The organism is Kitasatospora sp. MBT63, assembly GCF_000710465.2.
Classification (GTDB): Bacteria; Actinomycetota; Actinomycetes; order Streptomycetales; family Streptomycetaceae; genus Kitasatospora.
Genome location: NZ_JAIZ01000433.1, coordinates 1 through 5,596, shown reverse-complemented (window position 1 = coordinate 5,596; position 5,596 = coordinate 1). Strand labels below are relative to the sequence as shown.

Sequence of the window (5,596 nt, the reverse complement as noted above, 5' to 3'; positions counted from 1 at the left end):
GGGCCGGTGGGCGGGTCGGCCGGCACGGCTGGCCTCCTCGGTGTGGTGGGCGGCGTGGTGGTCGCGGGCGGGTGGACGGGTGGTCCGGTGGTGATTCGGTGCCGTACGGGAATCGGATCGGTCCGATCCGGCCGAATCCGGGCGGGGCCGGGCGGTCCGGGTCCATGATCGGATCATGGGTTCGCCGGTTCGGACCAATCCGCCGCCGCGACGGCTCCGAACACCCGTTGCCGAGGCACCCCAGGTCCGGGACGCCGCGGCGGTCCGTCCCGTTCCCAGGAGGTCACCCATGCCAGCCGTCCGCCCGACCGGCCCGAGGGTCCGTCCGCCGCACCCGGCGGCCGGGTGCCGGGGGGTGGCCCGGTGAACACCGTCGTCCACCTCTCCGGCCCGCACCGCCGCGGCCCGGACCTGCAGGAACTGGTCGCCAAGGTGGCCTTCGGCGACCAGGACGCGTTCGGCCGGCTGTACGACGCGGTGGCCGGCCCGGTGCTCGGCCTGGTCCGCCGGGTGCTGCGGGACCCGGCGCAGTCCGAGGAGGTCGCCCAGGAGGTGATGCTGGAGGTGTGGCGCACCGCCGCCCGCTACCGGCCGGAACTCGGCGAGGTGATGCCGTGGGTGATGACCATGGCGCACCGCCGGGCCGTCGACAGGGTCCGGGCCGCCCAGGCCGCCGCCGACCGCGACCGCAAGGCCGCCGCGCAGTCGCACGCCCCCGCCTTCGACGAGGTCGCCGAACAGGTCGAGGGCCGGCTCGAACGCGAACAGGTGCGGCGCTGCCTTCAGGGCCTCACCGAACTGCAGCGCGAGTCGGTCACCATGGCCTACTACCGCGGCTACTCCTACCGCGAGGTGGCCGACCTGCTCGGCTCGCCGCTCGGCACCGTCAAGACACGCATGCGGGACGCCCTGATCCGGCTCCGCGACTGCCTGGGGGTGGGATCGTGACAACCGCTGCCGACCTGCACACGCTCACCGGGGCCTACGCCGCCCACGCCCTCGGCGACACCGAGCGCCAGGCCTTCGAACGCCACCTGGCCCAGTGCCCGGCCTGCACCCAGGAGGTCCGGGAGTTCACCGCCACCCTGGCCAGGCTCGGCTCCGCCGAGGCCGTCGTCCCGCCCGCCGAACTGCGCGCCCGGGTGATGGCCGGGATCGGCACCGTCCGCCAGCTCGCCCCCGCCTCCTCGACCGGCGATGGCCCCGACGGCCCCGGCGCCCGCACCGGCGGGCGTCTCGGCCACCGGCTGTACCGGCTCGCGCTGGCCGCCTCCGTCGCGGCCGCCGCCTCGCTCGGCGTCCTCGCGTACCAGCAGCACGACCAGGCCGAGCAGGCCCGCGCCCGGACCGCGGCGCTGGCCCAGCAACAGGCCGCGTTCGGCTCGCTGCTCACTGCGCCCGACGCCCGCACCAGCACCGCGACGGCCGGCTCCGGGGTGGGCACGGTGGTCTGGTCGCAGAGCCGCGGCCAGGCCGGGTTCCTCGCCTCCGGCCTGCCGAAGCTGCCCGCCGACCGGACGTACCAGCTCTGGTACAACGACGCCGGCACCATGCGCCCGGCGGGGCTGCTGCCCGCCTCGACCGGCACGGTGCTGCTCACCGGCCCGATCGGCGGCGCCGCCGGGGTCGGCGTCACCGTGGAGCCGGCCGGCGGCTCGCCGCACCCCACCGCGGCCCCGACGATGCTGCTCGCCTTCACCTGACGGGCTGCCCCGCCCCCCGGGGCCGTCCCGCCGATCCGCCCACCAATCCGCCCGGCCCGCTGCTCCGAATGGCTGGTGACACGCACGTGACGGGCCCGGCCGCACCACCGGCCGGGCCCGCGGAGGACAGGGGCCCACCGTGACCATGCCGGAGACCGTCCGCACCGCCGGAATCCCCGACGCCCGCCGCAGCGGCGGCGCCGGGCGCCGGATCGCCGTGGTCGGCAGCGGGGTGGCGGGACTGACCGCCGCGTACCGACTCACCCGGGACGGCGCCCAGGTGCACCTCTTCGAGGCCGACGACCGGCTCGGCGGCCACGCCCACACCCAGCGGGCCACCGGCGCGGACGGCCGGACCGTCGACCTGGACACCGGCTTCCTGGTGCACAACCGCCGCACCTACCCGCACCTGGTGGAACTCTTCGACGAACTCGGCGTGCAGACCCGCGAGAGCGAGATGAGCATGTCCGTGCGGTGCGACGGCTGCGGCCTGGAGTACGCCGGGGCCAAGGGCCCGGCCGGACTGCTCGCCCGGCCAGGCACCCCGCTGCGCGGCCGTTACCTGCGGATGCTCGCCGAGGTCCCGCGCTTCCACCGCCGGGCCCGCCGGCTGCTGGCCGACCCGCAGGCCGGCGACCCGACCCTGCGCCAGTTCCTCGGCGCCGCGGGCTTCTCCGCGTACTTCGTCAGCCACTTCATGACCCCGGTGGTCTCCGCCGTCTGGTCCTGCGCCCCCGACCTGGCCGGCGACTACCCCGCCCGGTACCTGTTCGCCTTCCTGGACAACCACGGCATGCTCGACGTCACCGGCTCACCGGCCTGGCGCACCGTGGTCGGCGGCTCCCGCCAGTACGTGGAGCGGATCGCCGCCCACCTCGGCACCGTCCACACCGGGGCACCCGTCCGGGCGGTGTTCCGGCACCCCGACGGCGTCCAGGTGATCACCGCCGACGGCCGCCGCACCGAGGCCGACGCCGTCGTCGTCGCCACCCACCCCGACCAGGCGCTCGCCCTGCTCGCCAACCCGGGCCCGGCCGAACGCGAGGTGCTCGGCGCGTTCCGCTACTCCCGCAACCCCACCGTGCTGCACCGCGACACCTCCCACCTGCCGAACGCCCCCCGCGCCCGGGCCTCCTGGAACTACCGGATGCCCGACTGCACCGGCCGCTCCGACCAGGTCCAGGTCAGCTACCACCTCAACCGCCTGCTCGGGCTCGACACCGCCGAGGACTACCTGGTCACCCTGAACGAGGACCCCGCCCGTCCGGTCCCCGCCGAACACGTCGTCTCCCGCACCGTCTACCACCACCCCGTCTACACCCACGAAGCCCTCGCCGCCCAGCGCCGGCTGCCCGAACTCAACCGCGGCCGCACCGCGTTCGCCGGCGCCTACCACGGCTGGGGCTTCCACGAGGACGGCTGCCGCTCCGGACTCGCCGCCGCCGAGTCCCTCGCCCACGTGGGCGCCCGATGACCCCCGCCGCCCTGCCCGGACCGTGGGGAGCCGCGCTGTACGAGACCACCACCACCCACGTGCGGACCGCACCCCTGCGGCACTCCTTCCGCCACCGCGGTCTGCTGTGGCTGGTCGACCTGGACGCGCTGCCCCGGCTGCCCGCCCCGCTGCGCCCGCTGGCGCGGTTCCGCGCCGCCGACCACCCCGGCGACCCCCGGCTCACCCTGCGCCGCAACCTCGACGACTACCTCGCAGGCCGAGGCGTCGACCTGGCCGGCGGCCGGGTCCTGATGCTCACCCAGGCCCGCTCGCTCGGCCACGTCTTCAACCCGATCACCGTCTACTGGTGCCACACCCCGGACGGCCGCCCCGCCTGCACCGTCGCCGAGGTGCACAACACCTACGGCGGCCACCACCGCTACCTGCTGCACCCCGACGCGGACGGCCGCGCCACCACCCCCAAGGAGTTCTACGTCTCACCGTTCTTCCCGGTCGACGGCGCCTACCGGATGCACCTGCCCCCGCCCGGCGAACGGCTCGCCCTGACGATCCACCTGGAACGCGCCGGCGGCCGCCCGTTCACCGCCACCGTGCACGCCACCCGCACCACCGCCGGGCCCGCCGCCCTGCTGCGCGCCGTCCTGCGGCACCCCTTCGCCACCGTCGCCGTCTCCCTGCACATCCGCTACCAGGGCATCCGGCTGCTGCTGCGCGGCCTGCCCGTCCACGCCCGTCCCGCCGCCCGGCCCCAGGCCAAGGAAGAGGTACCTCTCCCGTGACCCAGCAAGCCTTCCGACCCGTCCACCACCGGCCGGAGCCGGTCGACGCCCGGCGCCGGCCCGAGGTCGACCCGCACCGCTGGCCCGACGTCGCCCGCGTCCCCGAGGCGCCGCTGCGCGCCGCCGTGGCCGAACGGCTGCTGCGCCGGGTCGCCCGCCGCCGCGGCCTGCGGGTCGAACTCCCCGACGGACGGACCATGGCCCCCGCCCCCGCCGGCGCGCCCGTGCTGCGCCTGCACCGGCCCGACGCGTTCCTGCGCAGGGTCGGCTCCACCGGGCTGATCGGCTTCGGCGAGGCCTACCAGGCCGGCGACTGGGACTCACCCGACCTGGTCGCCCTCCTCACCGAACTCGCCACCGCCCCCGAGACCCTGGTCCCCACCGGCGCCCAGTGGCTGCGCCGCCTGTACGTGCCGCGCAAGCCGCCCGCCGAACTGCCGTCCACCGCCAACTCCCGGCGCAACATCAGCCGCCACTACGACCTCTCCAACGAGCTGTTCGCGCTCTTCCTCGACCCCACCATGACCTACTCCTCGGCCCTCTTCCCGACCAATGCCGACGGCCGCCCGCTGGCCCGCTGGGACAACCTCGCCACCGCCCAGCACCACAAGATCGACCGGCTGCTCGACCTCGCCCGGGTCGGCCACGGCACCCGCGTCCTGGAGATCGGCACCGGCTGGGGCGAACTCGCCCTGCGGGCCGCCGCCCGCGGCGCCCGGGTGGTCTCCCTCACGCTCTCCGCCGAACAGCTCGACCTCGCCCGCCGCCGGATCGCCGACGCCGGCCTGTCCGGGCGCGCCGAGGTCCGGCTCTGCGACTACCGCGCCGCCGAGGGCCGTTACGACGCCGTGCTGAGCGTCGAGATGATCGAAGCGGTCGGCCGCCCCTACTGGCCCGACTACTTCACCACCATCGACCGGGTGCTCGCCCCCGGCGGCCGGGCCGCCCTGCAGGCCATCACCATGCCGCACGACCGGATGCTCGCCAGCAGCGACACCTACACCTGGATCCTCAAGTACATCTTCCCCGGCGGCCTGATCCCCTCCGTCCAGGCCATCGCCCAGACCGCCGCCCGCCACACCGGCCTGCGCCTCACCCACCGCAGCGCCTGGGGCCCGCACTACGCCGAGACCCTGCGGCTGTGGCGGGAACGCTTCACCGCACGCACCGACGAGGTCACCGACCTCGGCTTCGACCGGGTCTTCCAACGGATGTGGGAGCTCTACCTGGCGTACTCCGAGGCCGGGTTCCGCACCGGCTACCTCGACGTCCAGCAGCTGCTGCTGACCCGCCCGCAGGAGGACCGGTGACCACCGTCGCGGACCGACTGGTCCCCCTGATCGGCGACGTCCTCGGCCGGCCCGTGCCGTTCCGGCTGCGCGCCTGGGACGGCTCCACCGCGGGCCCGGACGGCGCGCCCACCGTCGTCGTGCGCCACCGCCGGGCGCTGCGCCGGCTGCTCTGGCAGCCCGGCGAACTCGGCCTCGCCGACGCCTACATCACCGGCGACCTGGACGTCGAGGGCGACCTCGGCACCGCCCTGACCCGGATCCGCGGCGCCCTCGCCGGCCAGGGCCCCGTCCGACCCGCGCCGCGCGACTGGCCCCGGCTGCTCGTCGCCGCCGCCCGGCTCGGCGTCCTCGGCCCGCGGCCCGCCC

5 protein-coding genes and 1 pseudogene are annotated in these 5,596 nt (G+C 76.0%); all 6 read left to right on the top strand.

Annotated features, from left to right (window positions below):
- The first annotated feature begins 363 nt into the window (after positions 1-363).
- Positions 364-948: an ECF RNA polymerase sigma factor SigK gene (sigK, locus tag AA75_RS23975; RefSeq protein WP_033822276.1), complete on the top strand. Its 585-nt coding sequence runs from the start codon at positions 364-366 to the stop codon at positions 946-948.
- Positions 945-1,703, top strand: coding sequence for an anti-sigma factor (locus AA75_RS23970; protein WP_033822275.1), 759 nt, complete (start codon positions 945-947; stop codon positions 1,701-1,703). Before sigK ends, AA75_RS23970 begins: the two co-directional genes overlap by 4 nt.
- Positions 1,704-1,848: 145 nt before the next feature.
- Positions 1,849-3,177, top strand: coding sequence for an NAD(P)/FAD-dependent oxidoreductase (locus AA75_RS23965; protein WP_051813184.1), 1,329 nt, complete (start codon positions 1,849-1,851; stop codon positions 3,175-3,177).
- Positions 3,174-3,938, top strand: a complete 765-nt coding sequence (locus tag AA75_RS23960; protein WP_033822274.1) for a DUF1365 domain-containing protein — start codon at positions 3,174-3,176, stop codon at positions 3,936-3,938. The genes AA75_RS23965 and AA75_RS23960 overlap by 4 nt, the downstream gene beginning before the upstream one ends.
- Complete coding sequence (locus AA75_RS23955) at positions 3,935-5,248, top strand: cyclopropane-fatty-acyl-phospholipid synthase family protein (protein WP_033822273.1); 1,314 nt, start codon at positions 3,935-3,937, stop codon at positions 5,246-5,248. The genes AA75_RS23960 and AA75_RS23955 overlap by 4 nt, the downstream gene beginning before the upstream one ends.
- Positions 5,245-5,596, top strand: a pseudogene (locus tag AA75_RS23950) (SAM-dependent methyltransferase); the annotation flags it as partial. The gene AA75_RS23955 and the pseudogene AA75_RS23950, both read left to right, overlap by 4 nt.